The sequence below is a fragment of the Bradyrhizobium septentrionale genome (assembly GCF_011516645.4).
In the GTDB taxonomy this organism is placed as follows: Bacteria; Pseudomonadota; Alphaproteobacteria; order Rhizobiales; family Xanthobacteraceae; genus Bradyrhizobium; species Bradyrhizobium septentrionale.
Map to the genome: position 1 here is coordinate 5,915,976 of NZ_CP088285.1, position 18,162 is coordinate 5,934,137.

Annotated in this window: 17 protein-coding genes; 12 read left to right on the plus strand and 5 right to left on the minus strand. The window is 64.7% G+C overall.

The features are described 5' to 3' along the window. Positions 1-55 precede the first annotated feature (55 nt). Entirely contained in the window at positions 56-877 is an 822-nt protein-coding gene (locus tag HAP48_RS30010) for an NAD-dependent epimerase/dehydratase family protein (protein WP_166203438.1), read from the plus strand. On the opposite strand, the gene HAP48_RS30015 is transcribed toward HAP48_RS30010, so the two are convergent. After that, on the minus strand, positions 878-1,447 hold the full coding sequence (locus HAP48_RS30015) for an invasion associated locus B family protein (protein ID WP_166203440.1): 570 nt from the start codon (positions 1,445-1,447) through the stop codon (positions 878-880). It abuts the gene before it with no gap. 34 nt (positions 1,448-1,481) lie between these two features. Continuing rightward, positions 1,482-2,174, minus strand: a complete 693-nt coding sequence (locus HAP48_RS30020; RefSeq protein ID WP_166203442.1) for a GntR family transcriptional regulator — start codon at positions 2,172-2,174, stop codon at positions 1,482-1,484. A 172-nt stretch (positions 2,175-2,346) separates the two neighbouring features. Here HAP48_RS30020 and HAP48_RS30025 point away from each other — a divergent pair, with 172 nt between their 5' ends. The 4 genes from HAP48_RS30025 (at position 2,347) to HAP48_RS30040 (ending at position 7,165) form a co-directional block, all read left to right on the plus strand. Next, a complete protein-coding gene (locus tag HAP48_RS30025; RefSeq protein WP_166203444.1) occupies positions 2,347-4,050 on the plus strand; it encodes an IlvD/Edd family dehydratase in 1,704 nt (567 codons plus the stop codon). A 164-nt stretch (positions 4,051-4,214) separates the two neighbouring features. Next, positions 4,215-5,216, plus strand: coding sequence for a TRAP transporter substrate-binding protein (locus HAP48_RS30030; protein ID WP_166215278.1), 1,002 nt, complete (start codon positions 4,215-4,217; stop codon positions 5,214-5,216). 27 nt (positions 5,217-5,243) lie between these two features. Continuing rightward, positions 5,244-5,828, plus strand: coding sequence for a TRAP transporter small permease (locus HAP48_RS30035; protein WP_166203446.1), 585 nt, complete (start codon positions 5,244-5,246; stop codon positions 5,826-5,828). Continuing rightward, positions 5,825-7,165 carry a TRAP transporter large permease gene (locus HAP48_RS30040; protein WP_166203448.1) on the plus strand — a complete coding sequence of 447 codons (1,341 nt, stop codon included), beginning with the start codon at positions 5,825-5,827 and terminating at the stop codon, positions 7,163-7,165. The genes HAP48_RS30035 and HAP48_RS30040 overlap by 4 nt, the downstream gene beginning before the upstream one ends. 12 nt (positions 7,166-7,177) lie before the next feature. Here the strand turns inward: HAP48_RS30040 and HAP48_RS30045 are convergent, their stop codons facing one another. Further along, positions 7,178-7,969 carry an enoyl-CoA hydratase/isomerase family protein gene (locus HAP48_RS30045; RefSeq protein ID WP_166203450.1) on the minus strand — a complete coding sequence of 264 codons (792 nt, stop codon included), beginning with the start codon at positions 7,967-7,969 and terminating at the stop codon, positions 7,178-7,180. 258 nt (positions 7,970-8,227) lie between these two features. Here HAP48_RS30045 and HAP48_RS30050 point away from each other — a divergent pair, with 258 nt between their 5' ends. Then, the gene (locus tag HAP48_RS30050) at positions 8,228-9,445 is read left to right on the plus strand and encodes an NAD(P)/FAD-dependent oxidoreductase (protein WP_166203453.1); all 1,218 of its coding nucleotides are present in this window, start codon (positions 8,228-8,230) and stop codon (positions 9,443-9,445) included. Positions 9,446-9,548: 103 nt separating this feature from the next. Here the strand turns inward: HAP48_RS30050 and HAP48_RS30055 are convergent, their stop codons facing one another. Both HAP48_RS30055 and HAP48_RS30060 read right to left on the minus strand, forming a co-directional pair. Further along, a complete protein-coding gene (locus HAP48_RS30055) occupies positions 9,549-10,484 on the minus strand; it encodes a ribokinase (protein WP_166203455.1) in 936 nt (311 codons plus the stop codon). A 22-nt stretch (positions 10,485-10,506) separates the two neighbouring features. Continuing rightward, positions 10,507-11,400, minus strand: a complete 894-nt coding sequence (locus tag HAP48_RS30060) for a sugar kinase (RefSeq protein WP_166203457.1) — start codon at positions 11,398-11,400, stop codon at positions 10,507-10,509. 334 nt (positions 11,401-11,734) lie between these two features. On the opposite strand from HAP48_RS30060, the gene HAP48_RS30065 reads away from it, so the two are divergent. The 6 genes from HAP48_RS30065 (at position 11,735) to HAP48_RS30090 (ending at position 18,150) form a co-directional block, all read left to right on the plus strand. Further along, positions 11,735-12,595, plus strand: coding sequence for a VOC family protein (locus HAP48_RS30065; protein ID WP_166203459.1), 861 nt, complete (start codon positions 11,735-11,737; stop codon positions 12,593-12,595). Between the two features lie 336 nt (positions 12,596-12,931). Then, entirely contained in the window at positions 12,932-13,588 is a 657-nt protein-coding gene (locus HAP48_RS30070) for a TetR/AcrR family transcriptional regulator (RefSeq protein WP_166203461.1), read from the plus strand. 166 nt (positions 13,589-13,754) lie between these two features. After that, on the plus strand, positions 13,755-14,789 hold the full coding sequence (locus tag HAP48_RS30075; RefSeq protein ID WP_166203463.1) for an IS110 family RNA-guided transposase: 1,035 nt from the start codon (positions 13,755-13,757) through the stop codon (positions 14,787-14,789). A 475-nt stretch (positions 14,790-15,264) separates the two neighbouring features. Then, on the plus strand, positions 15,265-16,074 hold the full coding sequence (locus tag HAP48_RS30080) for an ABC transporter permease (protein WP_166203465.1): 810 nt from the start codon (positions 15,265-15,267) through the stop codon (positions 16,072-16,074). Positions 16,075-16,133: 59 nt separating this feature from the next. Continuing rightward, positions 16,134-17,132, plus strand: a complete 999-nt coding sequence (locus tag HAP48_RS30085) for an ABC transporter substrate-binding protein (RefSeq protein ID WP_166203467.1) — start codon at positions 16,134-16,136, stop codon at positions 17,130-17,132. A gap of 169 nt (positions 17,133-17,301) precedes the next feature. Beyond that, positions 17,302-18,150 (plus strand): ABC transporter ATP-binding protein, encoded by an 849-nt coding sequence (locus HAP48_RS30090; RefSeq protein WP_166203469.1) that lies wholly within the window; start codon positions 17,302-17,304, stop codon positions 18,148-18,150. Positions 18,151-18,162 lie beyond the last annotated feature (12 nt).

Genomic DNA, 18,162 nt, shown 5'->3' on the forward strand with positions numbered 1-18,162 from the left:
CGACCGCAATTCGGTCCAATGAATCACTTGGCGAACAGGAAAGACGAGGGACGGAATGCCACGCATATTGATGACCGGCGCATCGGGTGGAATCGGCACGAGCCTGCGCAAGCTGCTGCCGCCGATCTATCCGGACCTGCTGTTGAGCGACATCAAGCCGCCGGCCGATCTCGGCAACAACGAACAATTCAAGGCGGCCGATCTTGCCGACCTCGCCGCGGTCGAGGCGATCTGCGAGGGTGTCGACGGCATCCTGCATTTCGGCGGCTATTCGGTCGAAGGCCCCTGGGATTCGATCCTGCAGTCCAACATCATCGGCTGCTACAATCTGTTCGAGGCGGCGCGGAAGACGGGCGTCAAGCGGGTGATCTTCGCCTCCTCCAATCACGCGGTCGGGTTCTATCCGCGTCATCACCGCATCGGCACCGAGGTTACCGCGCGGCCGGACAGCCGCTACGGGGTGAGCAAGGTGTTCGGCGAAGGCATCGGTGCGCTCTACGCCGACAAGCACGGCATCAAGGTGACCTGCATCCGGATCGGCAATTTCGGCGAAGTGCCGCTCGATCACCGCAGGCTCTCGATCTGGCTCAAGCCGGAAGATCTGGTGCAGCTCTGCCGCATCGGGCTCGAGCATCCCGACATCCATTTCGAGGTGCTTTACGGCGCGTCCTACAATGAGCGCTCGTGGTGGGACAATCACCGCGCCTATGATCTCGGCTATCGCCCGACCGGCCGTGGCGAGGATTTCCGCGAGCACGCGATGGCCGAGCAGGCCAAGCTGCCCCCGGATCCCGTCGGCGACTACTACCAGGGCGGCGCGTTCTGCAGCATGGAGTTCGACGGCGACAAGGGAAGGGTGATCGACTGGAAGAAGTGATCAGTCCTCGCATTGCGGCAGCTGCTTCACCGCTTCGGTATGCTCCCGCTGGCTCTCCTTCGAGCTCTGCCCGGATGTCTTGGGCAGGCTCCCGGGCCCGTCAAAAGTCTCGGCGAAATGGGTAAGGGGGAAGTTGAGGCTGATGGTCTGCCCGGTCAGGCTCTTGGCCTCGACGGCGATGGTTTGCGCATGCTTCAGCCGCTCGATCATCTCGCCGTCGGCTTCGAGCGCGCCGCCGCAGCCGAGCGTGTAGCAATGCGGCCTGGCGATCTGGATCGGCTCGTCCTGGTCGATCCGCAGGCTGATCGTGCCCTCCAGCATGGTCCGCGTTCCGACATTGGCGCTGACGATCGCGCGCTTGCTGGTCTGCGGCGAAACGCTGATGCTGCCGCCCGACGGCGAACACTGGCCGCGGGCGGCGGCGCCGACGAAGCAGCTTGCCTGGGTCAGGCACGTCTTGGTCCAGGGCTCGTAGCTGAGCTGCGTCGCGCGCGGATCGGCCGCTTCACCGGCAGTGCCAAGCGCAAGCAGCGCGGCGAACGATCCAATCAACAAAGCCACATGACGCATCGCCGTCTCCTTCACGAGGAGGCCGCGTATCGCGCTATTGCGGCTTTTTGTCGTTGGAGATGCGGACGAGATAATCCGCCTTGCTGTACTGCATGTGATCGACGCAGAGCTGCGCCAGCGCCCAGCTGTCGCGGCCCTTCAGCAGCTCGATCATCAATTCGTGCTGGCGGCGCGACAGCGCAAGGCCCTCGCTGTCGGCGAGATTTTTTGCGCGCATCGGCAGCGTCAGGTTCATGTAGTCCTGCAGCGAGCGCACCAGATAGGGATTGCCGCAGGCGGAGAACAGCGCGAGGTGGAACGCATCGTTGGTTTCGTGGATGCCGCGCATGTCCTGCGCATCGGCCTTGATGCAGTAATGCCTTTGCAACTCGCTCAATTGGTCGATCAGGCTTTCCGGCGCGGGCAGCGCGATCATCAGCGCGGCCTGGCGCGTCAGCATCTCGCGCACCTCGTAGATCTGCCGCACTTCCTCGGCCGAATAGAACCGCACCGTGGCGCCGACATTCTTCTCGCGCAGCACGATGCCCTGGCGTTCGAGCTGGAACAGCGCCTGGCGGACGAAATGCCGGCTCGCGCCGTAGCGCTGCATCAGGGTATCCTCGACCAGCCGCAGACCAGGCGAAAAGCGGCCGAAGATGATGTCCTCCTCCAGCCGGCGGATCACCTCCGCCTGCTCCTCCTCGCGCGAGAGGGCCTGGATATCGGGCAATGTGGGCTCGGCTGTCATGCGCTCTGGGCTTCGGATCGACGCCTGAAGTCAGCATGGCACCGCGGTTATTGTCAATAATGGGGGTAATTTTGCCGCAGAGCAGCCACGCTGTCGCGCCGGATTATCTCATATTGACAATAATTCCTGCGGCTCCTTAAGTGCGGCCGAACAACAACGGGACGGGAAGAAAATGGCCGACGGACTTCGCAAGGGACTGACAAGCTATGGTGACGCCGGCTTCTCGTTGTTCCTGCGCAAGGCCTTCATCAAGGCGATGGGCTATTCGGACGACGCGCTCAATCGCCCGATCGTCGGCATCACCAATACCTACAGCGACTACAATCCCTGTCATGGCAACGTCCCGCAGATCATTGAAGCAGTGAAGCGCGGCGTGATGCTGTCGGGCGCAATGCCGTTCGTGTTCCCGACCATCTCGATCGCCGAGAGCTTTGCGCATCCGACCTCGATGTATCTGCGCAATCTGATGGCGATGGATACCGAGGAGATGATCCGCGCCCAGCCGATGGATGCGGTGATCGTGATCGGCGGCTGCGACAAGACCCTGCCGGCGCAGCTCATGGCCGCCATCAGCGCCGATCTGCCGACGGTCGTGATTCCGGTCGGGCCGATGGTGGTCGGTCATCACAAGGGCGAGGTGCTCGGCGCCTGCACCGATTGCCGCAGGCTGTGGGGCAAGTATCGCGCCGGCGAGATCGACGATGCCGAGATCGAGGCGGTGAACGGCCGTCTCGCGCCGTCGGTCGGCACCTGCATGGTGATGGGCACGGCTTCCACCATGGCCTGCATCACCGAGGCACTCGGCCTCTCGCTGCCGATGAGCGCGACGATCCCGGCGCCGCATGCCGAACGCTTCCGCTCCGCGGAAGCCAGCGGCCGCGTCGCCGCCGAAATGGCAAAAACCAAGGGACCGAAGCCGAGCGAGATCCTGACGCCATCGTCGTTCCGCAACGCCCAGGTCGTGATGCAGGCGATCGGCGGCTCGACCAACGGGCTCATTCACCTCACCGCCATCGCCAACCGCTCGCCCTACAAGATCGACCTCGAGGCGTTCGACAAGCTCGGCCGCGAAGTGCCCGTGCTGGTCGACCTCAAGCCATCGGGCGAGCATTACATGGAGCATTTCCATCACGCCGGCGGCGTGCCGAAGCTGATGGCGCAGCTCGGTGACCTCATCGACCTCGATGCGAAAACCATCACCGGCCAGACCTTGCGCGAGGTCGTCGCCGGCGCGGAGGAGGTGCCCGGACAGGATGCGATCCGCTCCAAGGCGAACCCGATCAAGGCCGAAGGCGCGATGGCGATCCTGCACGGCAATCTCGCGCCGCGCGGCGCCGTGATCAAGCAGTCGGCGGCGAGCCCAAAGCTGCTGCAGCACACCGGGCGCGCCGTGGTGTTCGAGTCGGTCGAGGACATGACGCTGCGGGTCGACGATCCCGCGCTCGATGTGACCGCCGACGACGTGCTGGTGCTGCGCAATGCCGGCCCGAAGGGCGCGCCGGGCATGCCGGAGGCGGGCTACCTGCCGATCCCGAAGAAGCTCGCGCGCACCGGCGTGAAGGACATGGTGCGCATCTCGGATGCGCGGATGAGCGGCACTGCGTTTGGCACCATCGTGCTGCACATCACGCCGGAGTCCGCCGTCGGCGGTCCGCTTGGTCTCGTGCGCAACGGCGATATGATCCGGCTCGATGTCGCCAGGCGCAGCATCGATCTCCTGGTCGACGAGGCCGAATTGCATAAGCGCCGCGCAGCGCTCGCGCCCGCCGGCACGCCGGATTGGGCCAAGCGCGGATACGCGCATCTCTTCAACGAGACCATCCTGCAGGCCGACGAGGGCTGCGATTTCGACTTCATGCGCGCCAAGGGGAAGTAGTCAGCAAATAGCTGCCGACATCAGGCGCCGCAGCCGAATTGTCGATAATTTCGGCGATGCGGCGGTCAATGTTGCCCGCACTCGTCTGATTCCTCCTGTTTTATTGACAATCCCGCGGGACTGGTGGGATGATCGCGTCAATTAAGAACAGGGGGAACGTCACGATGGGCTATCCAGCCAGGATCGTCGGGATTGCCATGGCCGCGGCAGCGTTGCTGCTGCCGGCGAGCGCTGGCGCGCAGGAGGTGAAGCACTTCCGCTTCGCCTATGACCAGCCGCGCAATACCGGCTACTCGGTCGCCGGCGATCTGTTCGCCGACAAGCTCAAGGAATTGAGCAAGGGGACGCTGATCGTCGACCAATATCCCGGCGCCCAGCTCGGCCAGGAGCCGCAGCTACTGCAGCTCGTGAAATCGGGCGACATCGAGTTTGCCATCATCTCCTCCGCCAACACCGCGACGATCTCGCCGCAGGCCGGCGTGATGTCGCTGCATTTCCTGTTCCGCAACGATGCCCATGTGATCAAGGCGCTGGCGGACCCGCAGGTGTTCGACGCCATCAGGACGATGATCGACGAGACCGCCCAGGGCCTGCATGTGATCGGCACCGGATCGCAGGGCGTGCGGCACATCTACAGCAAGAAGGAAATCCACAACGTCGGCGACCTCAAGGGGCTGAAGGTGCGGGTGCAGGCGACCGCGACCGAGGACACCATGTTCCCGGCCTATAGCGCGCAGACCGTGCACATGCCGTTCGGCAGCGTCTATACCTCGCTGCAAACCGGCGTGGTCGATGCCGCCGAGAACAGCATCAACGTCTATCTCGTCAACAAGCACTATGAGGTCGCGCCGGTGCTGTCGATCACCGAGCACGAGGCCAACAACGCGCTGCTGTTCGTCTCCGACAAGCTCTGGCAGAGCCTCTCCGCCGAGCAGAAGCAGTGGGTGCAGGCCGCTGCGAACGAGGTGAGTGCGAAGGAGCCGCAGAAGGCCTTCGAGCTGGAGCGCAACGCGCTGACCAAGCTGAAATCGTACGGCGTCAAGGTGGTCGAGGACGTGGACAAGAAGGGCTTTACCGCGATCGCCGATCCCTATCTCGACAAGCTCGCCAAGGACCTCGGCCCGCATGCGGAGAAGATCAAGAACCTGATCCGCTCGATCAACTAGAAGCCCGGGTCGACGGGAGCGCGAGCCATGGCGATTGCCGACAGACTGGTGCTGCAACGGCAGCGGCATCTGAAGTGGCGGGCGCTGGATCGGCTCGAGCTGATCCTGATGATGCTGTGCGGCCTGTTGTGCTTCGGCTTCTCGCTGTCGGTGACCGCCGATATCGTCACCCGCACCATCGGCCATCCCTGGCTGTGGCTGCAGGAGGTGACCTCGACGCTGTTCATCTATGCGATCTTCATTGGAGCCGCGGTCGCGACAAGGCGCAACGATCATCTGTATCTGACGGCGATTTCGGAGGCGATGCACGGGACGCCGCGGCTGATTGTCGAGATCGTCATCCGCCTTGTCGTGCTGGGCGTCGCCTTCTGCCTGGTCTGGTACGGCTACCAGAACTACCTCCGCGGCTTCGGCAGTTTCCGCCTGCCATCGGGCACGCCGATCGCGTCGCTCTACGCGGTGATCCCGCTGTCGGGCATCCTGATCGGCCTGTTCACGATCGAGCAGCTCGTCAACGGCGTCCGCAACGGCTTCGATCATCCGGAACCGCCCGATGACGACCTTCCGATTCCGGCGATCAACACCGGCGCGACCACGGGAGCGCAGCTGTGAGCGCACCGGTCGTGCTTGTGCTGATGTCGTCCTGCTTCCTGTTCTTCGGCTATCTCGGCGTGCCTGTGCCGTTCTCGCTGATGGCCGGCGTGTTCGTCGGCGCGCTGCTGTCGGATGTCTCGCTGGCGGCGATCATCCAGAAGATCTTCGACGGCGTCGATTCCGAGGCGCTGCTTGCGATCCCGTTCTTCCTCCTGGTCGGCGAGCTCATGAGCTCGGCGAACGTCGTGGTCCGCATCGCCAATCTGTCGGTCTCGCTGGTCGGCCACATCAGGGGCGGGCTGTCGCAGGTCGTGGTCGTGTTCAGCATGTTCTTCTCGGAAATGTCGGGCTCGACCACCGCCGACGTCGCGGTGATGAGCCGTGCGCTGGGCGGGCCGATGAAGCGGGAAGGCTATGAGCCGGCGTTCATCGCCGCGATCATCGCCTCGGCGTCGACGATCGCGGCGCTGGTGCCGCCGAGCATCACGGCGGTGGTCTATGGCGCGGTCGGCAATGTGTCGATCGCCGGCCTGTTCATGGCGGGCGTGGTGCCGGGGTTGATGATCGGCTTCGGGCTGATGATCTACTGCTATTTCTTCGGGCCCTCGGGTCTGCGCAAGCCGCGCGCGCCGCTGCGCCAGATCGCCTTCGCCGCCGGCGACGCCGCGCTGCCGCTGATGATCCCGGTGATCCTGCTGGGCGGCATCCTGACCGGCTGGTTCACGCCCACCGAGGCCGGCGTGGTCGCGGTCGTCTACATCATCGTCGTGGTGATCCCGGCGCTGAATCGTGGGCACCTGAAAAAGATCCCGTACGACTTCTGCCTCGCCGGCCTGATCTTCTCGCTGCCGCTGATCACGATCGGGGCGGCGAACGCATTCGGCTGGATGCTGGCCTATCTGCGCGGCGCGATCTACATCGCCGACTGGATTACTTCCATCGCCGGCAATGATCCGCACCTCATCATGCTCCTGATGGTGCTGCTGTTCACCGTGGTCGGCGACTTCATCGAGCCGGTGCCGACCATCATCATCTTCATGCCGCTGGTGAATGCGCTGACCCAGGCCGGCGACATCAATGGCGTGCATATGGGCGTGGTGCTGATCGCAACCCTCGCCTTCGGCCTGATCACGCCGCCCTATGGGCTCGTGCTGCTGATGGCCTCGAAATTCGTCGGCATCAGCTTTGCAAAAGCGCTGCGGGCGGCGCTGCCGATCTACGTCGTGTTCCTGGTCACGATCTGCTTCACGATCTATTTCCCGAAGGTCGTGCTGTGGCTGCCCAAGCAGGTGATCCCGGAATCGGTCGGCTGTTTCAAGGCACCCGGCGGCACCGGTTACATCTGCCCGAATTAGCGAGCCGCGTTGCTATTTCGACTTGCTGGTGAACTTCTTCACCGCGGCGCGGAATTCGTCGGTGTTCATGCAGCCGATGATCGCGTCGCACTCGGCGTCGAGCTGCGCCTCGATCGGCGTCGTCGGCGCCTGATGGATCAGCGCCTTGGTGGCGGCGAGCCCGGCGGGTGCGTTCTGCGCCAGCCGCAGCGCGAATTCGCGGGTCGCGGCCTTCAGCTCGGCCGCCGGCACCACCTTGGCGACGAGACCCCATTGCTGGGCTTGCTGCGCGGTAAAGCTGTCCTCGGCGAGGAAGATCTGCAGCGCGCGGCGCGCGCCGACGCTGGCGGCGAGGCCGACGGTGCCGCCGCCGTCAGGCGACACGCCGATCTTGGCGTAAGCCGGCGTGAAGCGGGCGTCCTCGGCGGCGATGCAGAGATCGGCGACGAAGGCCAGTGACAGGCCGGCGCCGGCCGCCGAGCCGTGCACGCTCGCCAGCACCAGCTTCGGCATCCGCCGCAAGGCGGTGATGAAAGCATGGTAGTGCGCGAGCATCTCGCCGACCACGGGCGCGATATTGTTGGCTTCGGCCGCGGCGCCGATGGTCTGCAAATCGCCACCGGCGCAGAAGGCGCGGCCTTCGCCCTCGATGACCAGCACGCGGACGTCCTTGTTGGCCTCGACCTCGCCGCCGAGCTGTTCGAGCTTTTTGGCAATCGCCATGTCGATCGCATTGAACGCCGCCGGGCGGTTCAGCGTGATGGTTGCGATGGCGCCGTCGATCCGGAGCAGGGCGGGGTCGTTGGGGGAGGTGGGTTCTGGCATATTGAAGACCTCAGGCTTGTTGTTCCCGGCATTTAAGGCCCTGCCGGGAGAGGTGGCAATCCACCCCCTGACGCGAGGAGCGCTTCTGCGCCCGGATTCGCCCAGAGACCCCCTTGCATCGGCGCGAGCCATGAGGCCAAATAGCGACCGCCTTCGGTACGCAGACACGAGCGCTGTGGGGACGGAGGCAAGCAAGCTAACATCGACAAGAGGAAACGGCATGGGTCACTCCTGCTCGCTCGCATTTGGGTTGTTCCGATGACTGGTGGGGTCATCATCGTCGGCGCCGGACATGCCGGCTTCCAGCTCGCGGCGTCGCTGCGCCAGGCCGGATTTTCCGAGCGCATCGCGCTGATCAATGACGAAGGCCATTTGCCGTATCAGCGGCCGCCTTTGTCGAAGGCCTACCTGAAGGGGACCGGCGGGCCGGAGACCCTGATGTTCCGGCCCGAGAAATTCTACCAGGACAACAAGATCGAGCTGATCACTGATCGCGCGCACGCGATCGACCGTAACGCGCGGAAGGTGACGCTGGCCTCCGGCGCATCGCTCGACTACGGCCATCTGGCGTTCGCGACGGGCGCGCGGAACCGGTTGCTCGATATCCCCAACGCGAAGCTCGACGCGGTCCGCTACCTGCGGATCCTCGACGAGAGCGAGGCGCTGCGCCATTTGATCGCACCCGGCATGCGCGTCGTGGTGATCGGCGCCGGCTTCATCGGGCTGGAATTCGCGGCGACCGCGCGCGGCAAGGGCCTCGAGGTCGACGTGGTCGAACTCGCCCCTCGGGTGATGGCGCGGGCGGTGACCGCGGAGATTTCCGAGTTCTCGCAGTCCCGCCACAGCGCGGCCGGAATCCGGATTCATCTCGGCGTGCAGGTCACGGCGATCGAGGCCGACGGTGCCAAGGTCACCGGCGTCAGCCTGAGCAACGGGACACATATCCCGGCCGATCTAGTCGTGGTCGGCGTCGGCGTGCTGCCGAATGTCGAGCTCGCCGCGGAGGCCGGGCTGCCGGTGGCATCCGGCATCGTCGTCGACGAGCATCTGTTGACCGCCGACCATGATATCTCCGCGATCGGCGATTGCGCGCTCTACACCAGCAAGCGCTTCGGCGGATCGCTGCGGCTCGAGTCGGTGCAGAACGCGACCGACCATGCGCGCTGCGTGGCGGCGCGGCTGACCGGCAAGACCGAGGTCTATGACGGGCTGCCGTGGTTCTGGAGCGACCAGGGCCCCGACAAGCTGCAGATGGCGGGCCTCACCACCGGCTACGACCGCGTCGTGCTGCGCGGCGACCGCGCGCAGGGGGCGTTCTCGGCCTTCTGCTATCGCGGCGACAGGCTGCTCGGCATCGAGTCGGTCAATCGCGCCGGCGACCACATGTTCGGCCGCAGGCTGCTCGGCGCCGGCGGTTCAATCAGGCCGGAGCAGGCGGCGGATCCGGGGTTCGACCTCAAGAGCGCGCTGACCTAACAACATCGTCGTCCCGGCGAAAGCAGGGACCCATACTCCGCGGCCGTCATTGGGGGGAGATGAACGCAGTCACTGCGCGTGTGCCTGTCTCCACGGCCGGTGGTTATGGGTCCCGGCTTTCGCCGGGACGACTCGGGGAGAGAACAGCATCCACCTCGTCCGCCGTCGGCATTGATGGCGCAGCGCCCATTCGTTGCACGCAAATCGAGGCGGCGGCGTTGGCGTAGGTCAGCGCGTCGCCGAGCTGCTTGCCGATGGCGAGCTGGGCGGCGAGGGCGCCGACGAAGCAGTCGCCGGCGCCTGTGGTGTCGACGGCCTTGACCTCGCGCCCCGGCACCAGCAGCGGCTGACCCTGGACCAGCGCCAGCACGCCGCGCTTGCCGAGCGTGACGCAGACGATCTTGCCGTGCCCCAGGGTCCGCGCCGCCTCGGTGAAACGCTCCGGCGTGTCGTTGTCTCGCAGCTCCGTTCCGGCGAGGGCGCCGAGCTCGGTCTCGTTGAGGATCAGGATGTCGACGAGATCGAGCAGCGCCCTGTCGGCCTGTTTCGCCGGCGCCGGATTGAGGATCGTGGTGGCGCCGGCGGCGCGGGCGCGCCGGAAGAACGCCGTGATCGTCGGCAGCGGAATCTCGAACTGGCTGACCGCGACGTCGCCCTTCACAAGGTTGGGTACTGTGACATCACGGGCATCGACGAGCCCGTTGGCGCCCGGCACGACGACGATCGTGTTGTCGGCATTGGCGATCGTGATGATCGCCGTGCCGGAATGCGTGCCGGCCGTGGTCTTGACGGAGGTGAGATCGACGCCTTGCGCGGCAAGGAACGCTCTCAGCTCCTCACCAAACGCATCCATGCCCAGCCGGCCGATGAGCGTGGTCGGTACCCCGAGTTTTGCCGAAGCCACCGCCTGGTTGGCGCCCTTGCCGCCGGGAAAATAAAGCACGGCCTCACCGGCCACGGTTTCGCCGATTCGCGGATGGCGCTCGGCGGTCGCCACCACGTCCATATTGATGCTGCCGGCGACGAAAACGTGCTTCATGGTCTAGCTTCGATTGGCTTGGTCAGGCTTCGGCGCGAAACTCCTGCTTGACCGCCGCGATATCCGCGAGCGTCGGCAGGCCGGCCTCGTTGCCGAGCTTCTGGATCTTGTAGGTCGAAGCGGCGCGCGCGAACTTGAAATGCTCATGCCAGCCTTTGCTCGGGTTCGAAACGTAGGAATAGATGTAGGCGCCGTGGAAGACGTCGCCCGCGCCGTTGGTGTCGATCACGCGCTCGCGCGGGATCGGAAACGCCGGCAGCGTGCGCACCGTACCCGCCTCGTCGTACCAGAGCAGGCCGCGCTCGCCCATGGTGATGCCGCCGACCCGGCAACCGCGGCTCTTCAGATAGTCGAGCATCTGCTCCGGCGTCTTGTCCATCTGCTCGCACAGCCGCTCCGCGACGATCGCAACGTCGATGAATTCGAGCAGCTCATGGGTATTGGTGCGCAGGCCGCCGCCGTCGAGCGATGTCATGATGCCGTCCTCGCGGCAGAGCTTTGCGTAGTGGATCGCGGCGTCCGGCTGATGGCCGTCGATATGCAGCGCGCGGCAGCCCTTGATGTTCAGCAGCGGAAAGGGATGGATGTGCTGGTCGTCGCGGCAGCGGACAATTGCGCGCTTGCCGTCGTTGGGCATGATGAAGGACAACGAGGAGGAGTTGACCTTACGGGGATGGAACGAGATGCCGTACCTGTCGGCCATGTCCCAGAACATCCGCCCCAGCCAGTCATTGGCCATGGTGGCGATCAGGTCCGGCTGGATGCCGAGCTTGGCGCAGCAGAACGCCGCGGTCACCGCGTTGCCGCCGAACGACACCGCATAGGCGTCGGCGACGTGCTTTTCGTCGCCAACGGGCATGTGGTCGGTGATGAAGGTGACGTCGATATAGGTCTGTCCGATGAAGAGAGCCTGCATTCGCTTTCCGTCGTGGCTTGCTGTGGTCCCGGCCGTTGTCCAGACTAGAGCATTTTCGGTTCTGATTGAAATCAGAACCGAAGCTCTAGATTCAGGCATTTGCGCGTTTTCTTCACGCGAACCGGTGCCCACTTCGCTCGAAAACGCTTTGGCACCGCTGGTCGGCCGGTATCGCTGAAATTATTCGCATCCCTGCTTGGTTTGCGGGTAGAGATGTGGCGGGCGAGCGGATCGAGGGCCATTCTGGCATGCGGCATAACGGCCGGCCGCGGTCCACGGTTCCTGGTTGCACAGGAGAGAGCACAATGACGGCAGATTCGGGGAGGCCGCTTCCATGATCACCGGCCTCGATCACGTCGTCGTCCTGACCGGCGACATCACCTCGGCCAGCGCCGCCTATCAGACGCTGTTCGCGCGGGCGCCGGCCTGGCGCAACAGCGGCGACGGCGCGGACCGCGTGCTGTTCACGCTCGACAACACCACGCTGGAATTGATGGCGCCGCGTGGCGATGATGCCGCCGCGCAGCGTGTCCGCGGCGCGCTCGTGACCCAGGGCGAGGGGCTCGCAAGCCTCTGCTTCCGCACCAGCGATATCGCGAAAACACACCGCCGGCTCGAGCGGCTGACGCTGAAGCCCGAGCCCGTCGCCGAGGTCGAGAGCCGCGACGAGACCACCGGCGCTACGCTGTCATGGAAGCGGACGCGCGCAGTGACCGATACGACGCGGGGCGTGCGCATGTTCTTCCTGGAAAGGGAGCAGGAACGGCCGCTGTCGGTGCGCACCACCCCCGGCTCGATCACCGCGATGGATCATGTGGTGGTCTCGACCGCCGATCCCGAGCGCGCCGCCGCGCTCTATGGCGCGCGGCTCGGGCTCGACATGGCGCTCGACCGGTCGCATCCCGAATGGGGCCGGCTGATGTTCTTCCGCTGCGGCGATCTCGTCGTCGAGGTCACGCACCGGCCGGGCAAGGAAAACAACAAGGCGGAGGCGGACGCGCCGGACCGGTTGCGCGGCATTTGCTGGCGCGTCGCCGACATCGATGCCACCCGTGCGCGACTGATTGCCGCTGGCGTCGACGTCTCCGAGATTCGCACCGGCCGCAAGCCGGGCACGCGCGTGATGACGGTGCGCAACGGCACGTGCGGCGTGCCGACGCTCCTGGTGCAGCCTTCGCAGGGAAAACCAGACTAGGCCGGATTTTATGCGCGCGTCGTCCCGGCAACGTGCGCGGGAGAGAAATACACGTTCCATGCGCTCGTCATGCTGGCGCGAACCCGGAATCCATTTGAATCACGGACAATGTGGCTCGATGGATTCCGGGCTCGTGCTGCGCACGCCCTCAGGTGCGCAATTGCGCACCGGGGAATGACGAAAAGGGCAGCTGCGACAAAAATTCCCGCGCGGCCATCACAACAACATTCGTTCTCAAACGTCGCGTGTCATGCTACATTCATCAACCCAGCATCACGGGCGATCGATTTGGCCAAGGCAAAGCGAATACAGCGATGGCAGCGCGACCCCGCGGGGATGCGGCTGCGGATTCTCGAGGCGGCGAAGCAGGAATTCGCCGCCCATGGCCTCGCCGGCGCACGGGTCGACCGCATCGCGGCCAATGCCGACGCCAACAAGCGCATGCTGTACTACCACGTCGGCAACAAGGAGGATCTCTATCTCGAGGTGCTGGAAGGTGCCTATGAGAAGATCCGCGCCGAGGAACGCGCGCTCGATCTCGAACACCTCGATCCGCCTGAGGCGATCGGGCGCCTGATCGACTTCACGTGGAACTATTTCCTGCGCAATCCCGAGTTCCTGGCATTGCTGAACACGGAAAACCTCGCCAAGGCAAAGCACCTGAAGCGATCGACCAAGGTCAAGTCGATGCACTCGCCCTTTGTCGAGATGATCCGCACCGTGGTGACGCGCGGGGTCGAAAGCGGCGATTTCCGCGTCGCCGTCGATCCGGTGCAACTCTATATCTCGATCGCAGGGCTTGCGTTCTTCTATCTCTCCAACAGCGCCACCCTGAGCGTGATCTTCGGCCGCGACCTGCTCAAGAAGGACGCCCGCGACGAGCGCCTCGAGCACATGACTGCGCTGGTGCTGGCGGCGCTGACCGGCAAGTCCACGGCCGCATTCGCTAGCGCGATGCCGGTGCTGCGCGCGGCGGAACACCGGGTGGTGTGAACGCTGGCAGCCCGTAGATGGGGTAACGGGCCGGCCGCCCGCTCGCTACGGCGCGCTTTGGAAGCGCGCTCGCGAGCGGCCTGTTGGTTGGAAGGCGGTCGTCCCTCAAACTGATGGTGTCAACGGAGTCGGGCAAGCCCGCTCCAAGCATCATTAAGGGACGACCATGTACCACTATGCAGGAATCGACGTGTCTTTGGAATGCTCGAGCGTCTGCCTTGTCGATGGGACGGGTAAGATTTTGCGCGAGGCGAAGGTTGCGAGCGAGCCGGAGGCCTTGATCGGCTGGTTCCGGTCGCTGGGGTTGGTGCTGGAACGGATCGGGCTGGAGGCTGGTCCGCTGTCGCAATGGCTCTACGCAGCGATGCGGGATGCGGGCCTGGCAGTCGAACTGTTGGAGACGCGGCACGTCCGCGATGCCTTCAAGGCGATGCCGGTGAAGTCGGACCGCAACGATGCCCGCGGGATCGCGCAACTGATGCGGCTGGGCTGGTTCCGGCCGGTGCACTGCAAGTCGATCGAAGCGCAGGAGACGCGGGCGGTTCTGACGGCACGCAAGCTGCTGCAGTCGAAGCTGCGCGACATCGAGAACAGCCTGCGCGGCGTGCTCCGCGGCTTCGGTCTGAAGGTCGGCCCGACCACCGAGCGCACGTTCGCCGAACGCATCCGGGAGCTCGTAGCGGGCCATCCTGGACTTGAGGTGGTGGCCCAGGCACTGCTCGAAGCCCACGCCGTGCTGCGGCGCGAGTTCAATGGCCTGGATAAGCACACCCAAAGGCTCGCCAGGTCGCACCCGCAGGCGAAGCTCTTGATGACGACACCGTCCGTCGGCCCGATCGTGGCGCTCACCTATGCCTCGGCGATCGACGACCCGAAGCGCTTCCGGTCATCGAAGGCGACGGGAGCGCATTTCGGCCTCACCCCGAAGAAGTACCAATCGGGCGAAACCGACTATACCGGCCGCATCAGCAAGATCGGCGATGCCTCCGTGCGCGAGGCGCTCTATCAGGCGGCTCATGTCATGCTGACCAAGCCGGTCAGGAACTGCTCGGCGCTGAAGGGCTGGGCGATGCGGATCGCCCGGCGCGCAGGCATGCGCAAGGCCAAGGTGGCGCTTGCACGCAAGCTCGCCGTGATCCTGCATCGCATGCTCGCCGACGCCAAACCGTTCAACCCGATGGCCAAGGCCTCGGCAACCTAAGCAAGGAGCAGCAATCGGCTCTGGGCGGGCCACGACACCAGGCTCTCCCTGAGCGAGGTCCCTTCGCCGGGACGATGGATCCGGTCAGGCCGCCATCCGGGAAGTGGCTCACAACCACGCTTCCGTAGATTGGCCGGCCGGCTCCTCAATGCACCCCATCAGGCGACGGCCACCGCGCCGATCCCGTACAGAAGCAAGTGCCCGGCGAGTGGATCACGCAAAAAGGGATTGACTTACCAAGGCCCGTTACAGAAGCCCGGATGGAGCGAAGCGCAATCCGGGGCACTGCATCCGCGGATAACGCGATCCCGGATTTCGCTGCGCTTCATCCGGACTACGGAACATTCATCGGTAAAAATCTCGCCTGACGAAAGTCGCGTGCTTCGCCGCGAATTTGCCGCGCGCGAGGGGCTGGACAGTATTTATCCAACGGGTTAATTTATGGTCGAACAGAAAGACTGCAAGGGAGCGTGACGTGGCGGAGGCAAAAAGCCCTTCGGGCGTGTCGAAGGTGCTGAACGCGGCGTGGCTGCGTCCGTTCCTGTTCCTGGTCTTCATCGTGGCGGCCTGGGACCTTGCGATCCGCCTGTTCCACATCCCGGCCTATCAGATCCCGTCGCCCGGCGACGTCGTCGCGGTGCTCTGGAGCGACTGGCCGGAGCTGTTGCGGCAGTCCTGGCCGACCACCTACGCGACGATCTGCGGCTTCCTGCTCTCGGCGCTGTTCGGCATTCCCACAGCGATGCTGATCGCGGGCTCGAAGACGGTCGAGAGCTACGTCTATCCTCTGCTGGTGTTCTCCCAATCGGTACCGAAGATCGCGATCGCGCCGCTGTTCGTGGTGTGGTTCGGCTTCGGCATCATCCCCAAGGTGATCTCGGCATTCCTGCTCGGCTTCTTCCCGGTCGTGGTCTCGGCGGTGCAGGGCTTCAAGTCGGTCGACCCCGACATGGTCGATCTGGCGCGCGCGATGCAGGGCAGCCGCTTCCGCGTATTCTGCGCCGTGAACCTGCCGCATGCGATGCCTGCGATCTTCTCCGGCCTGAAAGTCTCGGTGACGCTGGCGGTGGTCGGCGCCGTCGTCGGCGAGTTCGTCGGCTCCAATTCCGGAATCGGCTATGTGATGCAGCGCTCGATCGGCACTTTCGACCTGCCGACGATGTTCGCGGCGCTGGTGATCCTGGCGCTGCTCGGCGTCATCCTGTTCTGGATCGTCGACCGCATCGAGCGGCTGGTGATCCCCTGGCACGTCAGCCAGCGGGACGACATCGTCTTCGCTTCCTAGCCCAGCAACCGGACAAGCGGCCCACCCAAGGACCGCGGCACAATAAAGGGAGAACAACCATGAAGCGTTTGATTGCGGTTGCCGGCGCCGCGCTGGCCTGGACCGCGCTTGCGGTGGCTCCAGTATCTGCGGCCGACAAGGTCGTACTGATGCTGAACTGGTACGTCTATGGCGAGCATGCGCCGTTCTACTACGGCAAGGCCAAGGGCATCTATGCCACTGAGGGCATCGACCTCGAGATCCAGGAGGGCCGCGGCTCAGCTGCGACCACGCAGGCGGTGGCGGCCAAGACCGCGGATTTCGGCTATGTCGACGTGCCGACGATGATGCGCGCGGCGGTGAAAGGCGCGCCTGTGATCGCCACCGGCGTGCTGCTGCAGACCAGCCCGATGTCGGCGATGAGCCTTGCCGACAAGAACATCCGGAAGCCGGAGGACATCAAGGGCAAGACGGTTGCGATCACGCCGGCGGATTCGATGACGCAGATCTGGCCGCTGTTCTTGAAGAAGACCGGCCTGAAGGAGAGCGACTTCCAGACCGTCGCTGGCGACGGCCAGACCAAGCTCAATGCCGTGATCAACGGCCAGGCCGATCTGCTGCTCGGCTACGTCATGGACCAGTCGATGAAGATCAAGGACGCCACGGGCAAGGACGTCTATCCGATCAAGTTCGCCGACTACGGCATCAACATGGTGTCGTCGGGCATCGTCGCGAACGCCGACTATGTGAAGGCCAATGCCGATCTGGTCCGCCGCTTCATGTCGGCAACGACCAAGGCGGTGGAAGCCGCGGAGAAGGAGCCGAAGGCGGCTGCGCAGTCGATCCTCGACGCCAATCCGAAGGGCGGCAAGATCGACACGCTGACGCAAGGGTTTGAGCTGACGATCCCGCTCTATCGCACGCCGGAGACCAAGGCCAGGCGGCCGTTCCAGGTCACCGACCAGAACATGACCGAGTCGGTCAACCTGATGGTCGAGTATGGCGGGCTCGACGCCAAGGCTAAGGCCAATCCGAAGGCCTTCTACACCAACGACTATCTGCCGAAGGGCGATTCGTGAGCCACAAATATCCCCTGTCGTCCCTGCCGAGTGCGCTGTTGCGCGCGGAGCAGGGACCCATAACCACCGACCTTAATTGTTGCGGAAGGTCTCTACCCGCGTGCCCGAACGAGAGGGCACGGCGTATGGGTCCCTGCTTTCGCAGGGACGACGGGTGGAGAGGATTGCGATGAACCCTGCAACCAAGCCAGCCGATATCAGCCAACCCGCCGCGCATCTACGCCTGGTGTCGGACCGCGCGGCGGGCGCTGCGCCGGGCATCAAACTCTCTGGCGTATCGAAGACCTACCGGTCGCGCGACGGCGACGTGCCGTCGCTGCGACCGCTCGACTTCACCATCAATGACGGTGAGTTTTTTGTCGTGGTCGGGCCGTCCGGCTGCGGCAAGTCCACGCTGCTCAAGATGATCTCGGGCCTGTTGCCGCCGACGACGGGCGAGGTGCTGGTCGACGGCGAGCCGGTGACGAGGCCGCACGGCAATGTCGGCATCGTGTTCCAGAACGCGCTGCTGCTGCCGTGGCGCAACATCCTCTCCAACGTGATGCTGCCGATCGACATGAAGCAGCTGCCGCGGGACAAATACCGCGCCCGCGCCAGGGAGCTGTTGAAGCTGGTCGGGCTCGAAGGTTTTGAGAAGAAGCTGCCATGGCAGCTCTCCGGCGGCATGCAGCAGCGCGCCTCGATCTGCCGCGCGCTGGTGCACGATCCCAAGATCATGCTGATGGACGAGCCGTTCGGGGCGCTCGACGCCATGACGCGGGAGCGGATGAATGTCGAGCTGATGCGGATCCAGCGCGAGACGGGCAAGACCGTACTGCTGATCACCCACTCGATTCCCGAGGCCGTGTTCCTCGCCGACCGTGTGCTTGTGATGACCGAGCGGCCCGGCGCCATCGCCGCGATCTACGACGTGCCGATGCTGCGGCCGCGCTCGATCGACACGATGTCCGATCCCGTCTTCACCGAACTGGTGCAGCGGATCCGGAAGCATTTCTTCACGCAGGGGACGCTGGACTAGGGCCAGACCGAT